The sequence below is a fragment of the Vreelandella sulfidaeris Esulfide1 genome, assembly GCF_054072535.1.
This window is the reverse complement of the sequence record NZ_JBSVSF010000002.1, coordinates 105,140-124,715: the sequence shown is the minus strand read 5'-3', so window position 1 is coordinate 124,715 and position 19,576 is coordinate 105,140. Positions and strand designations below refer to the sequence as shown.

The 19,576-nt window shown below is 52.5% G+C and carries 21 protein-coding genes; 10 read left to right on the top strand and 11 right to left on the bottom strand.

All coding sequences use genetic code 11. The features are described 5' to 3' along the window. Positions 1–9 precede the first annotated feature (9 nt). Both ACW44H_RS20355 and ACW44H_RS20350 read right to left on the bottom strand, forming a co-directional pair. Complete coding sequence (locus tag ACW44H_RS20355; protein ID WP_157738124.1) at positions 10–162, bottom strand: hypothetical protein; 153 nt, start codon at positions 160–162, stop codon at positions 10–12. Between the two features lie 34 nt (positions 163–196). Then, positions 197–466 (bottom strand): metal/formaldehyde-sensitive transcriptional repressor, encoded by a 270-nt coding sequence (locus ACW44H_RS20350; RefSeq protein ID WP_035561786.1) that lies wholly within the window; start codon positions 464–466, stop codon positions 197–199. An 89-nt stretch (positions 467–555) separates the two neighbouring features. Between ACW44H_RS20350 and ACW44H_RS20345 the strand changes: the two genes are divergently transcribed. After that, positions 556–813 carry a hypothetical protein gene (locus ACW44H_RS20345; RefSeq protein ID WP_235272584.1) on the top strand — a complete coding sequence of 86 codons (258 nt, stop codon included), beginning with the start codon at positions 556–558 and terminating at the stop codon, positions 811–813. Next, the gene (locus tag ACW44H_RS20340) at positions 813–974 is read left to right on the top strand and encodes a hypothetical protein (RefSeq protein WP_243470538.1); all 162 of its coding nucleotides are present in this window, start codon (positions 813–815) and stop codon (positions 972–974) included. The genes ACW44H_RS20345 and ACW44H_RS20340 overlap by 1 nt, the downstream gene beginning before the upstream one ends. A 577-nt stretch (positions 975–1,551) precedes the next feature. Here ACW44H_RS20340 and ACW44H_RS20335 read toward each other — a convergent pair. The 6 genes from ACW44H_RS20335 to ACW44H_RS20310 form a co-directional block, all read right to left on the bottom strand. Further along, positions 1,552–2,115, bottom strand: a complete 564-nt coding sequence (locus ACW44H_RS20335) for a manganese efflux pump MntP (RefSeq protein WP_035561792.1) — start codon at positions 2,113–2,115, stop codon at positions 1,552–1,554. Between the two features lie 258 nt (positions 2,116–2,373). Further along, entirely contained in the window at positions 2,374–2,742 is a 369-nt protein-coding gene (locus ACW44H_RS20330) for a hypothetical protein (RefSeq protein ID WP_144408646.1), read from the bottom strand. A gap of 75 nt (positions 2,743–2,817) precedes the next feature. Then, positions 2,818–4,485 carry a phosphoethanolamine transferase gene (locus ACW44H_RS20325; protein ID WP_035561795.1) on the bottom strand — a complete coding sequence of 556 codons (1,668 nt, stop codon included), beginning with the start codon at positions 4,483–4,485 and terminating at the stop codon, positions 2,818–2,820. A gap of 24 nt (positions 4,486–4,509) precedes the next feature. Next, the gene (locus tag ACW44H_RS20320; protein ID WP_035561798.1) at positions 4,510–5,196 is read right to left on the bottom strand and encodes a phosphatase PAP2 family protein; all 687 of its coding nucleotides are present in this window, start codon (positions 5,194–5,196) and stop codon (positions 4,510–4,512) included. Then, positions 5,178–5,555: a diacylglycerol kinase gene (locus ACW44H_RS20315; protein ID WP_217908915.1), complete on the bottom strand. Its 378-nt coding sequence runs from the start codon at positions 5,553–5,555 to the stop codon at positions 5,178–5,180. Before ACW44H_RS20315 ends, ACW44H_RS20320 begins: the two co-directional genes overlap by 19 nt. A gap of 74 nt (positions 5,556–5,629) precedes the next feature. Continuing rightward, on the bottom strand, positions 5,630–6,754 hold the full coding sequence (locus ACW44H_RS20310) for a glycosyltransferase family 9 protein (RefSeq protein ID WP_235272582.1): 1,125 nt from the start codon (positions 6,752–6,754) through the stop codon (positions 5,630–5,632). A gap of 361 nt (positions 6,755–7,115) precedes the next feature. Here ACW44H_RS20310 and ACW44H_RS20305 point away from each other — a divergent pair, with 361 nt between their 5' ends. From ACW44H_RS20305 to ACW44H_RS20295, 3 genes are all read left to right on the top strand, one after another. Then, entirely contained in the window at positions 7,116–7,778 is a 663-nt protein-coding gene (locus ACW44H_RS20305) for a response regulator (protein ID WP_113270639.1), read from the top strand. Continuing rightward, complete coding sequence (locus tag ACW44H_RS20300) at positions 7,775–9,187, top strand: ATP-binding protein (protein ID WP_113270638.1); 1,413 nt, start codon at positions 7,775–7,777, stop codon at positions 9,185–9,187. The genes ACW44H_RS20305 and ACW44H_RS20300 overlap by 4 nt, the downstream gene beginning before the upstream one ends. A gap of 439 nt (positions 9,188–9,626) precedes the next feature. Continuing rightward, positions 9,627–11,213 (top strand): phosphatase PAP2 family protein, encoded by a 1,587-nt coding sequence (locus tag ACW44H_RS20295; RefSeq protein WP_035561808.1) that lies wholly within the window; start codon positions 9,627–9,629, stop codon positions 11,211–11,213. A gap of 1,186 nt (positions 11,214–12,399) precedes the next feature. On the opposite strand, the gene ACW44H_RS20290 is transcribed toward ACW44H_RS20295, so the two are convergent. Together ACW44H_RS20290 and ACW44H_RS20285 are read right to left on the bottom strand one after the other, a co-directional pair. Beyond that, positions 12,400–13,770, bottom strand: coding sequence for an MFS transporter (locus ACW44H_RS20290; protein WP_035561811.1), 1,371 nt, complete (start codon positions 13,768–13,770; stop codon positions 12,400–12,402). 35 nt (positions 13,771–13,805) lie between these two features. Beyond that, a complete protein-coding gene (locus ACW44H_RS20285; protein ID WP_176304217.1) occupies positions 13,806–14,081 on the bottom strand; it encodes a metal-sensing transcriptional repressor in 276 nt (91 codons plus the stop codon). 128 nt (positions 14,082–14,209) lie between these two features. Here ACW44H_RS20285 and ACW44H_RS20280 point away from each other — a divergent pair, with 128 nt between their 5' ends. The 3 genes from ACW44H_RS20280 (at position 14,210) to ACW44H_RS20270 (ending at position 16,142) form a co-directional block, all read left to right on the top strand. Next, positions 14,210–14,575: a hypothetical protein gene (locus ACW44H_RS20280; protein WP_035561818.1), complete on the top strand. Its 366-nt coding sequence runs from the start codon at positions 14,210–14,212 to the stop codon at positions 14,573–14,575. A gap of 139 nt (positions 14,576–14,714) precedes the next feature. After that, positions 14,715–15,365, top strand: coding sequence for a HupE/UreJ family protein (locus ACW44H_RS20275; RefSeq protein WP_035561902.1), 651 nt, complete (start codon positions 14,715–14,717; stop codon positions 15,363–15,365). A gap of 15 nt (positions 15,366–15,380) precedes the next feature. After that, positions 15,381–16,142, top strand: coding sequence for a hypothetical protein (locus ACW44H_RS20270; RefSeq protein ID WP_113270634.1), 762 nt, complete (start codon positions 15,381–15,383; stop codon positions 16,140–16,142). Between the two features lie 87 nt (positions 16,143–16,229). Here the strand turns inward: ACW44H_RS20270 and ACW44H_RS20265 are convergent, their stop codons facing one another. Then, complete coding sequence (locus ACW44H_RS20265) at positions 16,230–16,691, bottom strand: hypothetical protein (RefSeq protein WP_241524643.1); 462 nt, start codon at positions 16,689–16,691, stop codon at positions 16,230–16,232. A 580-nt stretch (positions 16,692–17,271) separates the two neighbouring features. Here ACW44H_RS20265 and ACW44H_RS20260 point away from each other — a divergent pair. Together ACW44H_RS20260 and ACW44H_RS20255 are read left to right on the top strand one after the other, a co-directional pair. After that, entirely contained in the window at positions 17,272–18,363 is a 1,092-nt protein-coding gene (locus ACW44H_RS20260; RefSeq protein WP_052703833.1) for a DUF7146 domain-containing protein, read from the top strand. A 540-nt stretch (positions 18,364–18,903) separates the two neighbouring features. After that, positions 18,904–19,557 (top strand): ERF family protein, encoded by a 654-nt coding sequence (locus ACW44H_RS20255; protein ID WP_167408823.1) that lies wholly within the window; start codon positions 18,904–18,906, stop codon positions 19,555–19,557. Positions 19,558–19,576: the final 19 nt, after the last annotated feature.

The window sequence follows — 19,576 nt, the reverse complement described above, 5'->3', positions numbered from 1 at the left end:
GCCAGTTCCTCAGTGCTGAAACACAGCAAGGAAGCCGGAGCGCATAACTGTAATCGCTTCATGGTAGAAATCACCCCAGGCGTAGGTGATGGTCGTACCGCGCCAGGGCCTTTGATCCTTTTCTTCGAGCGGGTGGCGGCCTTGATCATTGCTCTCATCCATATTGAATATTCTGTGTGCCAGGCTTCTTTCTCTCCTACTTGAGGTAGGACTTGATGACCTGTAGCACCGCGTCCAAATCTTGTTGCCGCTGCTCCAATTCGGGCTCCCTGACGATGTGATCAGTTAGGTGTCCCTCTATTATGGCTGCCATCAGCCCATTGACCGCCCCGCGAATCGCGGCAGTCTGTTGCAGCACGGCAGTGCAATCCCCTTCCTTATCAAGTTGCCTTTCCAGTGCGGCTGCCTGCCCCTGAATGCGTCGAACACGAGTTAGCAGCTTCGCTTTGTCTTTGATCGTGTGCATGTGGTCGTCTCTGTGGAGAAGGAAACAGTACAGGAGGTAGTATAGATACTAGGGGGTAGTATGGCTTGCTTGCAACAGAAGAAAGTTATGTGAATCGTTCATCCCAGCATGCCGCCTGTAACCGACTGCAACACATCGAGGAGGGCCCCGTGCTCCAGGTGCTGGCTCATCGTATCTATCGTCACTCGTTCCTGGCCCAGGTCACCGCCCTCGTCGGCAACGGTTTAACGACGGTCGCCCTAGCGCTGCTGGCCCATGACTTGGTGGCCGGGCAGGCTAAGATGGTGGCCTATGTGGGCATCGCGTCACTGGTCGAAGCCTACGCCTCGCGTCTGCCGCGCTGCTGATGGTGATGAGCTTCGATGTGCTGTTCCTGCTCAATAGTCTGGCCTTCCTGGTCGTCTCGGTGGTCCTGCTGTCGCCCCAAACTGCGGATGACGAAGCGCTAAGTGACTGGCGCAAGGTCTCCCACGGCATGCGAATCTACTTGAAAACGCCCCGGCTGTGAGGGATGCTTGCCCTGAACATAGCGGTTTCGGTCGCCGGGGCCATGCAAATCGTTAACACCGTGGTCTATGTCCGCTCCGGGCCTGGGCGAACAGGCGCTCGCGACCCGTCTCTGGCCGTCACGGGTTCCGGTGGCGCTCTAGCATGACCATGCTCCTGTGGAGCACTCCCATCTGCACTACCATGACGACCATCACCAGCATGAACATGAGGTCTGGGAGGGGTCTGAACCGCATCGCCATCCTCACCATCACCCGAGGGGCAGGCATCGACACATCTTTGTAATCGATTTGTCATCACACGAAATGGACGTCGTGACATGACAAAAAGGCACAAGAAACGTTTGTATGACCATTTTGGCTGACAACATCCTTCACTTACTGTAATACCGCATCCTGGGCACAAAGACGAAAGAGCATGATCTACACTTCAGCTCGAAGCTCCGGTTCCGGTGACCTGCAAGGAAAAGCATCAGTAGTTCGATTCTGCGTTTATGCTACGTGAACAGTCCTCTTTCCCAGAGGGTTGCTACGCATATTGCTTTAACACTGTCTCTGGATGACACAGATCAGGAAAGATCAATTAAAAAAAGCAGTATGTTCGGCTAACACTCCCAGGCCAATACCAATTAAAACGATCCCACCGATCAGCTCAGACCAGTGGCTAACGTATTTGCCAAATTGGTGACCCAATAAGGTGCCAATTGATGCCATGACAGTAGTGGCTAAACCAATAGCTAAGCTGGTAGCGATGATATTGGCATCAATAAAGGCAAGGCTTGCACCAACGGCCATGGCATCAATACTCGTAGCAATAGCCGTTAATATCAATAACCACAGTGTTTGCTTTTCTTGGGCTATTTTGTCTTCTTTGCATAGGCCCGAATACACCATATGTAAACCAATAACCAATAAGATTGAGAACGCAGCCCAGTGATCCCAAGCCTGCACAAAGCGCTGCGATGCTACCCCGGCCAACCAGCCCAGCAAGGGTGTTATGGTCTCGATAGTACCAAATATCAGCCCAATGCTGATGGCGTGCCGAAACGAGGGTTTTTGTAGCTCAGCGCCTTTGCTGATGGAAGCAGCGAAGGCATCTGCCGACATGGAAAAGGCCAAAATCAATATGGTGGCAAATGTCATGACATGGTGTCTCTAGCTGAAAATCCGACGCTCTAAACCAAGTCACCCAAAATTACTGCTATACTTAAGTAAATTCGTCGGGTATTAAAAGGCTCCCAACATTATCATTTCCGGCTAGATAAACAAGTCAAAACGTTAAAAATATAGTTCGTCTTGTATAAGACACTTAGCATAGGCTAGCCATGTTTCCTCAGTCTTTACTTTTAGCCTAGTTGCATTAATAAGTGAATTTTTTTTCAATAGCGTACATTAAGTGTGTTAATCCAATAGATATAAAATTATTAAGGTTCCAACTCCTGCAGCTCCTAATGCGTCGAGCGTATCTATCAAATCATTTTCAACTACTTTCAATACACTGATAGAATAATAACGTCCAAGTAACTGTGACATACCACTTGACGTTACACTTAATATGGCGATGATGATCTCGATTCTTTCTATTCCCGTTAACCACAGCAGAGTCGATAGTAAAGTAATTAAAACAACACTGGCTCTAAAGGAAAGCCATTTAGCAGAATGTATAGAGGTATTGACACCGTCTACCAAGCCCCCTGCTGTTGCCATTTTTTTGGGTAGTAGCCGTCTCCAAAAACCTTGGTTGGAGTCCAATAGATGCGATAAAACCATGTGCATACACCAGGATAGTTGAGCAGAGTGGAGAGCAGCTTGACATGGAATACTTAACGATCACTTAAGCATTCATTAATTGGCGAGGCTCCGGCACGTTTGGCTAATATCTTCTGCCTGCTGATATACGTCCGTTGCTACGCCAAGCAACCCCAGCACGCTGTGAAATAAGTTATCGTGGGAAGCGGCTTGATCAGAGACTTGGCGTAAGCACTCCGTATCGAGTCCTCGCTGCTTTGAAAATGAGTTGGAAAGCCACCAAACCATAGGCACATGGGTCTGTTCATCGGGAGCAATGGCATAGGGAATACCGTGCAAATATAGGCCTTTTTCACCCAGTGATTCACCATGATCAGAGAGATAGATCATCGCAGTTGCGTAGTCATCCTGACGCTTTAACATCTCAATCACCTGATCCAACACAGTGTCGGTATACAGAATGGCATTGTCGTAGCTGTTGGTAATGTCGTCTCTTGAGCACTTGGCTAAATCAGCGGTGGTGCAAGCGGGAACAAAACGTTCGTAGTCATCAGGGTAGCGTTGGTAATAGCTGGGGCCGTGGTTGCCTAGCTGATGCAGCACAACAACCTGATCAGCTGAGGTACCGCTAATTTGCTTGGTCAAGGCTTGAACCAGTGCTTCATCCAAGCATCGCCCATCTTGACACAAAGAGGCATACTCTTCTGGCGATAGCGCTTTTGTCGTCACTCCGTCGCAGACACCTTTACAGCCTGACTGGTTATCAAGCCAGGTGACCTCTAACCCGGCGTGGGCTAATACGTCCAGCAAGGATTCATATTGCTGAGCATACGATTTAGCGTAATCGGCACGCCCTGGTAATGAAAACATGCAGGGTAATGAGACCGCTGTGCTTGTACCGCATGAGGAAACATCTGAAAAATTGATAACGTCAGGCTGCTGGGCAAGTTTGGGTGTGGTTTGGCGTTCATAACCATTTAACCCCCAATTCGCCGCCCGTACCGTTTCGCCCACCACGATGACGAGCAGTGTGGGTTTGTCACCCGCTTGTGAACTGATACTGGCGTCCTCACCCACCGGGGAACGCACCGTATTCGCGGAAGCGTGTTGGCTCGAAAGGGCCTGCGCCATCGAAACAATATAATTACCTGGGGTCACCAAGTAGCGTAGCTCTTTATTGTTGCGCATGAGTGACGACACTTCTTGGTAAGATAAGAAAATTGCTAACAGCAATATAGCAGTGCTGGCAAGGCAATAAGCTAAGCGACGCAACACTGCCTTCTTCCAAGTTGACTGTGTGATTTTAACGCGCCAAATCATGATGGTTGGCAAACAGAAAAAGAGCATTAAATGAATCAGTAATCCGGGTGTAAGAAGCTCCTGTGCCTCGTTAGTATCCGTTTGAAGCACGTTGTCTAACATTGAAGTATCAAAATAGGTGCCGTAATAGCTAGTAAAGTAACTGACGAAAGCGGCAATCAGAAAAAGTAAAGTTAATAATGGCTTTACCAGTGTTCGAAAAGCAATGCTAATAAAGGCTAAATAGTTAAGACAGGTCATCACCAAAAACATAGTGGCAAAGGTTAGCCACGTCTGGACGGCAAGAGGTTCATAGCCAGCAAAGGCTTGTTGCCAAAAAGGGACATTGTAAAAAACACTGAATATGACAACGGCCCATAAGACAAGCTGCTCCGTGCTTAATGTGGGGCGATAATGCCAAGCGGTGCCAACAGCATTTGAAGGCAATGATAGCAAAGTACGCATCGAAAAGATCTCTGAATGAAAAGATTAATGAACGCTGGGGTGTAATAAGAATCTTGAAAGGACAAAGCTTACGGTCCAACAAATCATGACGGTCCAGAGGTCGTGGGAGAGAAAGTGCGCCCCGCGGAACTGTTGAGTGATCCCAAACGTAAGGCCAAGCCCTAAACCCAGAGAAAGCCCTGCCCATCGCCAATGAGGCCGTATGGCGGCAAAAAAGAAGTAGAGGGCTATCCACGTATAGCCTGCGCTGGCATGCCCGGCGGGAAAGCAGGCGGATGCTGGCATGGAGGAAGGCCGTGTATTGAGCAAGCCAATAAAGTCTCGTTCCCCGCCATAGCGAACTAAATCCCAAGGGCATTCCATGTTCACAAGTTGTTTAAGCGTTGCGACAAGCAGCGTAGAAAGAAGCGTTGCGGAAAAAAGATATAAAAGCGGCATGCGATACGCTTTAAAACGAGTTACAACGGTGCTTAGTATCAAAAGGAGGAGTGTGACTAAACCCATCGCTAAGCTTAGCCATTTACCGCCTGTGTGAAGAACATCTTGGGTAATCAAGGCATCTTTCCACGTCCAGGCATTACCTTGAAAGCGATATATAACGTCAGTTATCGTAAAATCTATGTTTAAAATACTGAAGACCGACATGACGATTAGAAATAAAAGCCATACGGATGCTACGGATTTGAGAACATTTAGTAGAGCAGCACGCATAGCCACACACCCATCATCATAAAAAGGGTCATCATGACGGCGGCAGCCCCCATGTCTTTAGCACGCCCGCTAAGTTCGTTATGTTCTAGTCCAATACGGTCAATGGTGCATTCGATGGCGGAGTTAATGAGTTCTACTATCACTACAAGGGTGAGTGAAGAAAACAGCAATGCTTTTTCTACGGAAGTGGCATTAACAAAAAATATAAAAGGGTAAAGGACGAGGCATAGCATCACCTCTTGTCTAAATGCAGACTCATTTATCCAGCAAGCTTTTAAACCCGATACTGCATTAATAGAAGCGCGGAAGATGCGTTTGACACCCGTGCCATTAGGTTTTGACGTCGTTGAAATAGGCAAGACAGTACTCTCGATAACGTAACAGTAGGGTCACTGTAAAGCGCAAAACTTAACGAACAGTTATGCGCTTTAATTCAGTAGCTAGAATGCAAAGGGGCAGCGCTGGGTGGTGTTCTAACCCACTGTGTTGGTTGGTTTGTTGCCGAGGCCAGTTGAACGGGAGCGGTTGCGTTTTGTCCGTCAAGATTAGCGCTGATAGCGTCTATTACCGTGCTGATCTCTGGGCGCCACAGAATAGTGTCATAGGCTTCTCGTGGTACGAAGGCGAGTGATTTTTTCTGGCGTACTAGGGAAATGGTGGCGACATCGAGTGCTGCCGCTAAGTGCATAGGCCCTGAGTCTGGTGTCACGAGTAACCGCGCTCGCCCTAGAACAGCGGCAAAGTGACGAATAGGAAGCGGCGGGCATAAGCTACCATACAGTGATGACATCAAGCGCTGCTCAATAGGGGCTAGAAGCCTAAACTCCTCCGGTCCAAGGAAAACGACATAACGTATTTTGCAGGCTTCCATGGCATCGATGAGCATTAGCCAAAATGCCAACGGCCAACGTTTGTTTTGATGCCCGCCTACGAAGATCGCAATAAAGTCTGTATCTGATGAGTGGTCGCTATGCAGACTGAATAGCTGTCGTATCTTCGTCATGGCTTGATAGCCTTCCTGATCCGTTAGCTGGAGCAGTGGCCGATTATGGCAAGCAACGCCGAGCGGGCGTGTCAAATTGACGATGGCATCATAGGCATGTGATGACTTACCTTCCGCCTCAATGTTGTACCAGCGCTGGTGACCTTTACCTGAACCCATGCTGTACCGTGCTCCTATTAACCGGGTCACGATAAAGCCGCTCGTTGAACCTCCGCTCACTTGTACCGCTAGATCATAGCGTTGTGCCCGTAAGCGTCGTAATAGCGTCACGCACTGCCAGGGACGGAGAATGGCGGTTCTCGACAGTAAATGAAAATGATCAACAGGACGTTGCTGCAACAGTGGCCATGTTTTATCCGTCGCTAAATAATCTATGCGCGCGGAAGGAAAACGTTCACGAAAAGCATCGATGACAGGGGTACTGATTAGCGCGTTGCCCAGACGAAAATTGGGGCGAATAATGAGAATTTTTTCTATGCCCACAAGGTTATTAATGGTTTCTGGTGCAGGCGCTTTGACGATATACCGTATACCTCCGAGTAAAAATCGCTTCATTCTTTTTTCTACAAAACGGGCCATTATTTTTAAATAATAGTTTGTTCTAATCAGTGTTAGTAAGTGCATACTCTGGCGCTCTATTCAGTTAATAGAAAATGACCTGCCCGCGGTAGCGACAGGGCAGATTCAAAATGACCGCCAGTGAAGGCGCTGCTTTGGCTTTGCCCATGGCGAAAGAAGCAGCTTGAGCCTAAGTAACTTAAAGAAGAGTTAAGCTGCGTAAAAGGTTTGCAAAAAAGGGTGGCTGACTTACAGGTTGAATTCAGATGCGTATGCTTTGTGGGGGATACGTTGCCGTATTTAAGAAAAGCTTAAGTTTTAGTGGCGAAGATAGCGGTTTGTAGATTGGGGGAGCAGCATGCGTGCACTGCTAATAGAAGATGATCCCTTGCTTGGGGATGGCATTAAAACGGCGCTGGAACGCGAGGGGTACACGGTCGATTGGTTTATGCTTGGGCGCGAGGCAATCAGTGCTATCGGCAGCGAGACCTTCAGTGTGATTATTTTGGATCTTGGACTGCCCGATATGGACGGTATGCAGGTACTGCAGTTACTCCGTCAGCAATCCACTCTACCTATTCTGATTTTGACGGCCCGAGATGCGATGGAAGACCGTATTGGCGGTTTAGATGCGGGGGCGGATGACTATGTGCTCAAGCCTTTTAATTTGCAGGAGTTACTCGCCCGTTTGCGTGTCGTCATGCGACGCGCTGAGGGGCGCGCTTCGCAGATATTGACACTGGGAGCGCTGAGTATTGATGAGGCGCGTCATGCGGTGAGTTGGCGGGGCAAAGACGTAAAGTTGGGCCGCCGGGAGTATGCTCTATTGTTAGAGCTAGCCAGGCACCCCGACAGAGTGCTGTCTCGTCCCCGTTTGGAAAATTTGCTTTATGGTTGGGGCGAAGAGGTCGAGTCCAATGCGGTGGAGGTTCACATTCATCATCTGCGTAAAAAGCTTGAAAAGCATCTGATCATTAACGTGCGCGGGATTGGCTACCGTTTGGATAGCCAAGCGCGATGATCTCCATACGGCGTTATCTACTCCGTACGCTCGCCATTGCCCTGGTTCTCGCCGGGGGCGTTGCGTTTACCGCTGCCTACTTAATTACCGATCACGAGCTAGAAGAAATTCTCGATACACAGCTCAGTCTGCATAGCCGGATTGTAGCTGGCCAACTCGACCCAAACGCGACCATTGACGACTATGCTCGCCTGGCTTCGCACCTGGGCCTTCCAGAATATCCGGCCCAGCTATATCGCGACGGTATCGCAGTGCCCGTGAACAGCCCTGAATCAAGTCCCAAGCTTTACCACGAGGAAGAGCTTAAATTAGTGCTGGGTTTTTGGAATTCAGATGGCTCACCCAGGTTGTTAGGGGGCAAATGGAATGATGCAGGGCCTTTCCCCGCTCCTTTAGAGGAGGGATTTCGCTGGGAAAGCTACGATGGTCATCGTTGGCGGGTTTTCAGCATGTTCGATATTACCACCGATACCTGGATCAGCATGGGGCTGCGAGGTTCGTTTCATGATGAAGTAGTCGAGCGCATCACCTGGAATAATTTATTGCCGATGCTTTTTTTGCTACCTCTTCTTCTTTGGCTGATGAGCCGTATTATCCGGCGGGGGATTGTCCCTATCCAAGCGCTTTCTAGTCAGGTGCAAGGCCGCTCTGCCCGCGACCTAAGTGAAATCGATAATCCTGTTCCTCAAGAGCTTAATGGATTACGTCAATCGCTAAACGATTTTATCGCCCGGCTGAAAGAAACGTTAGAGCGCGAGCGGCGCTTCACCGCAGATGCGGCCCATGAATTACGCACCCCTTTAGCAGCACTGAGGATTCACCTAGATAACGCGCAGGCGGGAGGAGAGCAATCATTACAAAAGGCTTATATAGGTGTGGAACGGCTTCAGCGGGTGGTAGAACAACTGCTTATTTTGGCTCGATTGGATCAAGTGGCCACAACCTCATCGGCCACTATCGATCTTTATCCTATTATTGCTGAACTGGTAGCTGAGCTGTGGCCACTCGCTGAAGAGCGAGATCAGCACTTGAGGCTAACAGGCTTAACCCGGCTGGAGGTCCGCGCCGACGAAATCGAGGTGGGGATTCTGTTTCGTAACTTATTGGATAACGCCTTGCGCTATACGTCAGAAGGCGGTCAGGTAGAGGTAGAGTTAGCGCTTTGGGAGGGCTTGCCTCAGCTCACGGTGAGAGACACGGGCCCCGGACTCCCCGAGGCACTTTTGGATAAAGTCACTGAGCGCTTTAGGCGCGCGTCTGGCCAGGGCACCACCGGCAGTGGATTGGGTTTATCGATTGTCTCGGAGTTAGTCCAGCGCCAACAAGCCATTCTTACCCTCACCAACCGTGAACCTAGTGGGCTTGAGGTTAGCGTGAGGTGGGAGCGTGTGTATGCCTGTGCATCGTAAGCTCCGACTCGATCACTTCAAGACAAGGGAAAAGACATGTGGCTCACGGAAATGATGGCATCGCTGACGACGTATCTCGAACAACACCAGTGGGTTGCGGTCATTGCGGCTTTCATGCTCGCGGCTTCGGAATCGATCATCGTTATCGGTGCCCTCGTTCCCGGAACCGCCTTGCTAGTTGCCTTGGGTGCCGCCATTGGTCTCGGGCATCTTGCGCTATGGCCAATTCTGATCGCCACGACCCTTGGGGCAATCGCAGGAGATGGGCTGTCCTTTTGGGTCGGTCATCATTGGCGCGATGGTATTACTACGGCATGGCCGCTAAGGGGGCGGCCAAACCTCATCCATACCAGCAACGCCTGGCGGCAAGAGTATCCTGATCGCTCGTTTTACGCCGGGCGTGCGAGCAGTGATACCCGTCATGGCAGGAGTGTCGGGCATGGCCCCTGTTCGCTTTCTGGCGGCAAATATTACTTCAGCAATCATATGGGCTCCTGCTCACATCCTCCCCGGTGCAGTGGCTGGCCTCGGGCTCAGCTTGGTAGGGCATGCAAGCATGCGTTTGGTGGTGCTTGTCGGCATCATCTTCGGAGCTGGCTTCGCCATTGTGTTGTTGATTCGTCTGATGCTGACCAGGGGCGTGCCAGCCCTTGAGGCTCTGCGTTTGCGGCTTATCGGGCGATTGCGGAAAAGTGGCGAGGGTCGTGTCAGCACTTTGGCAATGTCACTTCTCGCGCCCTCGCATGACCTACAACCGCTCATCCTGATTGGTGTCCCGCTAGCCTTTGTTGCCGCCGCTTTGGCGACTCTGGCTCAAGAGGTGGCCGAGCGGAGCGGGCTGGCGGTCGCCGATCAGTCGATTAGCCTAGCCCTTAGCCACCTGCGTACCGAACCGGGCGATAAAGTCGTCGCCTTCCTCACCGGCTTCGGTGACGCTTATGTCATCATCGCTTCGTCTGCAGCGGTCACTTGCTGGCTACTGCTGCGCAGGCAGTGGCACCTCGCCCTAGGGGTTGTACTGAGCATCGCCATTGCCTCAGGACTTGCCACGCTCCTCAAGGCGGGACTGGCGATACCGCGTCCGCAGGCACTTTACGAGGGCGCCCAGGTCTTCGGCTTCCCGAGCGGCCACGCCACGGGGGCCGCGACGCTGATGGGACTGCTTACCTGGTTTGCTTGGTTCGGCTTACCACAACCTTGGCGCAGGGTGATGCCCATGGCCTTCGCCGCGGTCGTGGGCATCATCGCCGCCTCGCGCCTGTATCTCTCGGCCCACTGGCCATCGGATGTCGTCGGCGGCATGCTGCTGGGAACCGGGCTTACGCTATGCTTTGCGCTGGCCTTTCGTCGCGTAGACCTACGCAAGGCCCGGCCAGGTATGGCGATCGCGCTGGCCTTATTCGTTTTCCTCGGATTTGGAGCCTGGCACTCATGGCGCGCTCTGCCGCAGGCCGTGGCCATGTACACGCCGCCCCCGACACCTGTGCAGGTCATTTCCCGCGATGCCTGGCTTACCGCAGACTGGCAAACCCTCCCGGTGCGTAGAACCGACTTGGTGGGTGAAACGGAAGAACCCTTCTCGCTGCAATGGACGGGAACCTCTACTGCCTTCGAGGCAGCTGCGAGCACTGCTGGCTGGGTCCGCGCCGATGGCCTCACCTTGCAGACCCTGCCACGCTATCTCGATCCGGCAGTCTCAGCCGAGGCGCTGCCGGTGATCCCTCGACTGCAGGATGGCCAGTTTTCGGTATTGACCATGGTGCGGCCCGCACAGGACGGCAAGAGTCGCGAGGTCCTGCGCCTCTGGAAGTCGAACACGGCGCTTTCCGACACAGGCAGGCAGACGCCGATCCTACTCGTGAGCGTGGAAACCGAAGTCATTCGTCGCGCTGTCGGCATGATCAATTTGCCAGTGGTACATGAGGTTGCCTATCCCTCTCGGCACGATCTCCGGCTGACGGGCACACTGCGCAGGAGGGAAGATGGCCAGCCTGTGCTGCTGGCACCAGCCGATTCGGCGGGGTGAGAGGACTGAAATGACCACCCTATTAAATCGTGAAAGACTATAATTGTATAACCCGCCGACTCTGTATGTATCCAAAAATCAGGAGCGCAACCGGGTGATGTTAGCGACATGAAAAATCTCGTCATGAAATCCACTATATGGCGCGGGTCGAAGGCAGCTTGTTGCATCCCGATCATCGTATGGACGCAGAAATAGATCGCAACTGCCCTGATTGGAGCCAACATGAACACCGAGCACAAGTACCTTGTCCGGCTTGCCAGACGCCTACGCAAGCAGCGCCAAGCCCTTGATCCGGAGGAGGTGACTTTTATGATAGGGATACACCGCCGGGAGCCTATCAGACGCGACGCCAAGACTGTCTCCGCTGAGCATTCGGCGCTTGGAAAGCGCCACTCCGACAGTGTGGCGGCGGTCGGCGGTACGTTTGAATATGAAGGTGGGTCAGCCCATCGTGCAACGACTCGACCGGATTGTTGCTCAGATAGGTGCCGATCACATTGATGTCGCCGACCCGACAAAAGACCTGCCGCAACGCCATAATTCGAACGGGCTACTCCTCAATCTGAGCCTTCAGGTTTTGGCTCACATCGCTCAAAGGGTTAACTCATCCCGTTGTCAGTTTTCTTTGGATCAGTGAGACAGCTGGGGTTCGACTGTAATGTGTACTAACGACGGGCATCGAGCTTGAATGCGCTGCAGGTAAATATCAGGCGATTCTGGGCTGTGTGAGACGAGCGCGACAATCGCCGCGTGGATATTGGGGCCAATCGACCAAATGTGTAAGTCGCTGATGTGCGTTTGCTCGTCCTCCGGACTCCCCGAGGCACTTTTGGATAACGTCACTGAGCGCTTTAGGCGATTCTGGCCAGGGCACCACCGGCAGCGGATTGGGTTTATCGATTGTCTCGGAGTTGGCCCAGCGCCAAAACGCACGCCTTACGCTTAGTAATCGCACGCCCAACGGTCTAGTGGTCAGTGTGACGTGGGGGTAACACCACACCAGCAGCAAGATAGCTGAGTAATTGGCTGGCCACTGCCCAGGGATCGCCGATACGTTCAAGCACCTTAAGCCCAAGAAGGAAAATGTTCCCTGCGAAGCTTCTGGGGTGAATGCCTTCAGTAAAGTAGGCATCACCCGTAGTGATTTAACCTAATAGGCATCTATTAACTTGTCAGCCTTAATGTGTCACGAAGGCCATCGTGTATGGTGGTTATCAATGACAAATATGTGCCGATGCACATTTCTGGGATGATGGTGGGGATGGCTATGAGGTTCCGGCCCCTCCCACCCTTCATGCTCGTGTTGATGGTGTTCATCGTGATAGTGAAGATGGCTATGACGTATAGGCGAGTGCTCATGCGCAATCTCTCTTGAGTCTCGACGAGGCCAAGTAAGCATCGCAAGCCCTGTCGCCGTTAAAGCTACTGTCCCGAGCAAAGCGAACGTTCCCGTCAGACCCAGGTTTATCCCCAGCCAGCCTGCCAACGGATAGGTGATCAACCAGCAACAGTGTGACAACGAGAATTGGGCAGCAAATAGCGCTGGACGATCCTCCGTCTGGCACGAACGCTTGAGCAAGCGCCCTGTAGGGGTCATGACCATCGAAGCGCCTGCACCCAGTAGCAACCATAGCCCGACAAGTCCCGCAAACGATGGGCCTAGCCAGCCCAAGTAGAGACTGAGCGCCATGATAACGCCACCCAACAGCATGACTGGTCGTTCAGGCAATCGATCCAGTACCTTAGGTAGCAGTACGGCCACCAGCATGGAGCCCCCACCTGCGGCCGCAAAGGCCAAAGCTACTTCTTTCTCGCCAAGCCCCAACATAGAGCGAACAAGCACTACCGTATTGACGATCTGCATCGCTCCGGCGGCTGAGACCGCCAAGTTCAACGCCAACAGACCGCGAAGGCGAGGTGTTTTTAGATAAATCCGTATGCCGTGAGAAACGCGACGCCAAACACCGGGAATTTCCTCTAGTGGTTGTGGCTCAGGTAACATCACCGATATAACCAGTGAGGCAGAGATCACGAACGCCAGGGCGTTGAGTACAAACAGGACATCAAAGCTCATCGCCATCAGCAATGCCGCGGCCACCATCGGGCTAAGAAGATTCTCTAAATCGTAGGCAAGGCGTGACAGGGATAATGCTCGTGTGTATTGCTCTTCGTCTTCTAGGATGTCCGGTATTGTCGCCTGGAAAACGGGAGTGAAGCCTGCTGAGCAAGCATTGAGTAGAAAGATCAGCACATAGATTTGCCACACTTCGGTAACAAAAGGCAGTGCGCAAACCACGGCTGCTCGCAGCAAGTCGAGGCTAACCAACAACGTGCGTCGAGGTAGGCGTGAGGCGTAAGCACCCACCAGTGGAGCAATGCCCACGTAGGCGACCATCTTAATCGCCAGCGCTGTGCCTAGTACGACACCCGCCTGCCCCCCAGCAAGATCATGAGCCAGTAACGCTAGGGCAACGGTGGTCAGACCGGTGCCAATCAGTGCAATGACCTGAGCGAAAAAGAGATGGCGATAGACGCGATGGGCGAGTACATCGAGCATAGAGCGTTCCTCAAGTGAGGGGAGCTTAGATGCATTTACAGGTAGCGGGCAATGGCCTTGAACTCTTCAGTCCGCGCCCGCTGCGTTTGATCCTGAGAGCCCAAGGCATCTTCTAGGCAGTGATCGATATGATCTAAAACCAAGGTACGTTTGGCCTGTTGAATAGCTTTCTCAACCGCATGAAGCTGCTGGGCAATGTCTAGACAGTGGCGACCATCCTCTATCATCTGCGTCACGCTCGAAAGGTGTCCCCGAGCCCGGTTTAAGCGCTTGATGATATCGGGATGTGACTGGTGTGTATGTATTGTCATTTTCTTTTCCTTATTCTATTCCTATCCCCCTGGAGGGGATGATAATCTATTGGTGCTATGCGGAGCTACAGCGTAAGCAAATTGTTATCTACATTTTTTATCGTCAATTTTTGTCTTGGTTGCTCTAAATGCTCAATCGGCTGCGCCACCGTCTTGGCTATCTGACCCTGCTACTGCTGTTTTTGCCTAGCCTGGTGCTTACCAGTGTGGGCGAAGCGAGTGCGCATGGCGCAATGAGCATGGTTGGCGTTGAGTCATCTCACCATGAGAGTGTTCAGAAGGGCCATGGGCATACCCATGGGCATGAACACGATGACGGTCGACACCTCTCTCATGAGAGCGGCAGTCACTTCCACGAACAAGCGGATCGCTTGGGGGCGAACATTGCCATCGCACCAAACGTTCGTCATGCCATGCGGCTAGGCGAACGACGCGCTTTTCCCCTGCGTCGTGTCTACCGCTTGGAGCGCCCTCCACGGCCAGTCGTCGCTTGATGACTGGGGCCATCCATCCGATGGCCAACACTAATGACAGACCCGTGGAGGTTGCATGTTTCCATCCCAAGTAAGGGGTGCGCTCGGCTTGCCTATGATGGCACGACGCCACGCCTTAGCCTTTCTAACACTGTTGTTCATGCTGCTGGGTGCCAGTGGCGAGGCCTTTGCTCACGCGGTTGCTGAGGGTGACAAGGGCTACATCCAAGAGATCTATGGCGTTAATCTGATCTCGTTTATGTATCTCGGTGCCAAGCACATGGTAACGGGGTATGACCACATCCTGTTTTTGTTAGGGGTCATCTTTTTCCTCTACCGAATGCAGCATATCGCTATTTACGTCAGCCTCTTTGCCATCGGTCACTCGACGACCATGCTTCTCGGGGTCTACTTCAATATCGGCATCAATAGCTATCTGATCGATGCCATCATCGGGCTATCCGTTATCTACAAGGCGCTCGATAACATCGGTGCGTATCAGCGCTGGCTCGGCTTTCAGCCCAACACCAAGGTAGCCACGTTGGTGTTCGGTCTGTTTCATGGCTTTGGCCTGTCGAGCAAGATCATTGAGTACGATATCTCGCCCGATGGTCTCGTCCCTAACCTTCTGGCATTCAACATAGGCGTAGAGATCGGCCAGCTACTGGCATTGAGCGCCATTCTCATTGTGATGGGCTTCTGGCGACGCACTACGGGCTTCTTACGCCACGCCTATACCGCCAACGTCGCCATGATGTGTGCTGGTTTTATGCTGGTAGGTTATCAACTGACCGGCTATTTCATTGCCTAATTGAAGGAGTCCCCAATGTATAACACTGATCTTCCAACCCGTGCCGAACTGCCGTCAACGGGTAAGTTACTTCGCTCTACGTTGATGGCAGTCGTTATTGCCGTCGCTTTGCTGATCAGCGTCGTGCTACCTGCTGAGTATGCCATTGACCCGACCGGCGCTGGGCGCTTGTTGGGGCTGACGGAGATGGGAGAAATCAAGACCCAGTTGGCTGAGGAAGCCGAGCTCGACCAAGCCAGTGTCCAACAGGCTTCTGAACCCGCTGCACCTCAAGAGGCCGTTAGTGATAGCCAACCTTCGGCTGCAACCGCTACTGCTGCGCCAACTTCAGACGTAGAGACGGAGCAGGTAGCCGCTTCGTTACCAGAAGACCAAGAGATGGTGCAGACTGAAGCAAACGTAGCGCTTGCTGACGCTCCTGCCGCTGAGGAGACACCTTCCCAGGCAACTGAAGAAACTGCGGCATGGGGTGATGAGGTGACCTTCACACTCACGCCGGGTGAAGGTACCGAGTATAAGCTAACGATGGAAGAAGGTGCTGTCGCGACATTCGCTTGGGCGTCCGACGGCGGGCCACTTAATTTTGACACCCACGGCGATGGCAATGGGAACTCCATCAGCTACGAGAAGGGGCGTGGCGTACCCGAAGATGAGGGAGAGCTGGAAGCTGCTTTCACCGGCAACCACGGCTGGTTCTTCCGTAACCGCAATGACAACGACGTGACCGTGGTCTTGCGTGTTGGAGGAGACTACGGGGAGCTAAAAGGTATGCTTTAATTCCCTTAACTGAACCGCTCCGGCCAAAAGGCCGGGGCGGCCCCCATAGCGCACCTAACGACAAACAGCAGAGCTAACGTTTTACTCTTATACAATAGGCAGCCAGTAGCTCACGCCCTCCATGCTAACCCGAACCCCGTCTCCTGAATGCTCTATGGTCTGTTGACGGAGTGCTTTTTTAGATACTTTCTTGTCATGACAGTATTCCATGGTAGTGACGATCCATCGTTCCTTCCACTCCTCCCCTTGATCAGTACACTTAGCCATTTGAATCATGGTGCGAGCCAACTTTTCTTTTCGCCGTTTTCTTGCCCGTTTCTCATCCACCCTAGGGGTCAGTGTGGTGGCATGCTGGCGATTTAAGAAATTGGTAAACCCCGTCACCAAGGCTGCTTGTCCGGGCACCGCACTCAAGTAACTGTCCACATCGCCCTGGTTAGGTAGCCGCTGTCCCTCTCTGTCAGTATTGAGTAACAATGCGGCTGCCGCGCTTAGTGCAAGTCGTGCGGAGGTGTGGGACGTTGTGCCCGCCTCTATACGGGTTTCCAATTACAGCCAACAGGCTTGCAGCACTTGGTCTGATAGCGAAGCGGACGGCATAGAACTGAGACACGCTTGTATACGTCTTTTCTCTGAGTCGATCCGCTTTGCTTGGTGATCCGGCTCTACCCCTTGCTCTTCATGCAACCATCACATAGGGAGCCTCACACGCCGCAATCCCTCTGCCCCGAAGTGATGAAGCAGTTCCGTATAGCTCGGTATGCGTGACCATGCTTGGTCGAGTTACTGCTGGGCCAAGTAGTGGTGCATTGTGCATTTCGTGCTGTGGCCCGCCTCATTGGCAACTGCTTGCAAAGTATTAGTGAGCAGGACAAAGCTGCCTGGCAACAGAAGTGGCTCAAGACGCATTCCGCGGCTTAGCCACACACTGAACGACTAGGCACCCTTCAAGCCCCTCTCCGATTAATCGGGAGGGGCTTTTCTCTGTATAGGACTTCCAACTGCCATTGTTTCGCATGCGGAACATTTTTATTTGGTGGCAGTGTCTCCCCTACCTCTTCATAGCCGTCACTGGTCGCCCTATCTAATTGTGAGATCCGGGTGACCGGAAATGAGAGAGGAGCAGATCATGAGGAATAGCAACAAGTACGAAATTGCTGATGTGAAGCGTGTCGCGGAAGGTCAATGGGATACGGTCTTTCAGGCACTGTGCCCCGAGCTGGAGCATGCAATTGCCCACCCGGGACATCACATCGATTGCCCGATACATGGTGGCAAGGAAGACTTCCGCCTCGATCGCGGCTTCAAGCAACGGGGTACGGCCATTTGCACTTGCGGTAACTGGGATGGTTTTAGCCTGTTGAAAGAGCTGAAAGGCTGGGCTCTTCCCGAAATACTGGAGCAGGTAATGGGGGCTCTCGGTGAACAATCCGTTGAGCCGCTGGCGCCTACAGTATCACGGCCACCGCCACGGCAGGTCGAGGAAAAGCAGGACATCCGGCCAACGCTGCGCAAGCGCTGGGAAGAAGCTCTACCCCTGGGAAGAGGCGAAGGTCGCTTCATGCTGGCGAGCTACTTGCAGTTCCGCGGGTTGCCTGTAAAGCCGATGCTTAGCGTTCTCGAGACGGAGGCACGCCTCCACCCTAGGATGGCCTACATCGAGAAAGGCAAAGTGGTTAGCTACTACCCTGCACTGATAACCATTGTCAGGGATGCGGCTGGAAAGCCTGTCACGATGCATAGGACGTATCTCAACCGCACAGAAAATGGTGTGGTAGAGAAGGCGCCTGTGAGCAAGGCTAAAAAGCTGTTCCCTGTGGTGAAGGATGGTGATGTCCACGGTGGTGCTATTCGCTTAGGCACAGCTACAGCCGGCGTTATCGGTGTGGCTGAGGGTATTGAGACCTCGCTAGCTATTCGGGCTGCTACGGGAATGCCTGTCTGGCCGGTACTGTCAGCTTCCCTAATGAGGTCGTTCGAGCCGCCTGAGGGTGTCACGGAAGTCGTTATTTGGGCTGATCGTGACCTACCCGACAGGAAAGGACGCAAGGCTGGTCAGGACGCAGCGGAAGTGCTCCAGGCTCGGCTTTTAGAGAAAGGGATTCGAGCTTCGATAAAGATCCCTGATGCATCCAGCTCAACTGATGTGAGCGTTGATTGGGCTGATGTGTACACCAGTAGTGGGCTCACGGGATTTCCCCGCAAGAGCAAAGCTGCTTAACCCTTCAAACCCTTCTGACATCCATTGTCAGGAGGGTTTTTCATTTTCAGCATGATGGGATTCGGGAGGAAGGATGCATTTTTATATATTTGCTGAATCTGTTTGGGTCAAGCAGCTACTGATCACTTAGGTCATTTCACTCTACCTCGCTTGAAGCGCATTTCTGTGGCATTGGCGCTTTTTAGCGTGGATAGCATGCCTCCGGGCGGTGATTCTGTGCTCAAGGCTCTGAGCACAGGGTCCAAAGTTACCGCCCTATCTGTCATTCCATAACAAGCCTTGCTTTTATTATCTGTTATTCGTTCTGAGACTAAGGTTATATGGGGCCTAGGGAATGATTCTAGTTCCCTTGCGTGGTGCATCACTTCTCCCTACTTTCTTTTAAATTAAACGTTTGTTTGATTTATCCGCTGGATCGTGTCACTTCAGCGGCGTTGCCACTCCTCTCGGTAATCTCAATACCACCTCCCGTTTGTCTGTCAGTAGCGCCCCTACCCCTCATGAGACCCCGATACCTGGGGGATGAGAGGAGAGCACGTTATGAATCGCAGTGACTCGATCGCCAGAATCGGCAAAGCCCTGGCTTCAGTGCAGGCTGAGCTTGGTGGTCTGATCGCACCGGATTCTACGAATCCGATGTACGACAACCGCTATGCAAGCCTCGCAATTATAATCGGCAGCATTCGTGCCGTCTTGAATAAGTTTGAAATTGCACTGGTTCAGGCACCTGTGCCCGGAACAGTGGGGGCTATGGTGATGGAGACCATGCTCATTCATGGTCCTTCTGGGGAGTACATTGGCTCTTACTGTGAGATGCCCGTTGAGACCCTTGATAGCCATGGTGTGGCGTCAGCCCAGACGTATGCACGTCGCTATGGGTTGATGGCTCTTCTAGGCCTTGCTCAAGGCCCGGACGATGATGGAAATGCTGCCTATAACGCCGCTGTGGAATCCTCAGTGCTTCTCTCTCGAGGAGAGCCTGAGCCATCAGAGCAGCGGGTATCGAACGGTCACCGTTTGGCATCGCGCGAAGCGATTCTAGCGGAGATTGAAAACTCAGATGTTGAGCGATTGGTTTCGGCCGAACGCTGGGTCAATAGCGCTCAACTGGATGCACACCTGTCAGCTCGGCTCAAGGGAGCGATCGCACAGCGACGCCGAATTATCCAGCGACAGCAATCCCAACATGCTTAACGTTCCATAGCCCCATCCC